Source organism: Psychrobacter sp. 1Y4 (genome assembly GCF_051847555.1).
In genome coordinates, this window is sequence record NZ_JBPYDE010001125.1 from 1 (window position 1) to 524 (window position 524).

The 524-nt window shown below is 46.9% G+C and carries 1 pseudogene; it reads left to right on the forward strand.

What is annotated here, in order from left to right:
• Positions 1–47 precede the first annotated feature (47 nt).
• Positions 48–524: pseudogene (locus tag ACS8FC_RS20755) on the forward strand (hypothetical protein); the annotation flags it as partial.

The following is a 524-nucleotide window of genomic DNA, read 5'->3' on the forward strand; positions in this document are numbered from 1 at the left end:
GTACTGGATGAGGGGCAGAGCAAGTCATGGTAGTCAGTTTGACAAGAATGCTAAAGTCATTTGGGCAAGCTCAAGATGACCTACCAACGTTAGCTGCCAACAATGCGCAGGAGATGGGTGTTAACCATAATTTAAATGACAATAGTTATAATGTTGATATCCATCATAATAATGACGGCACTCGATCAAATCACGAGCGTGCTGCACTAACGCCACCTGAGCGGGTAGACCGTATACGTGATGCATTGGCGCAAGTGAACGATATTCGCTCATCAACCCCACTGACTGATCGCTATTTATCCAATCGTGCTCACATGCGCCCGACGAATAGACCGCCTTTTGACCCCGATACTTTGTGGTATCTCAAACATGGACGTTGTCCGATTATGACTGAGCTTGTTGATGTGGTCGACGAGGCCACCCTAAATGCCATGCCTATCGAAGCCGTTGCGATATTAGATCGTATCAACGGTAAGCTAAAACGCTATCGTGAGTGGAGTAGTGAGCTAAACGAGCAACAGCAG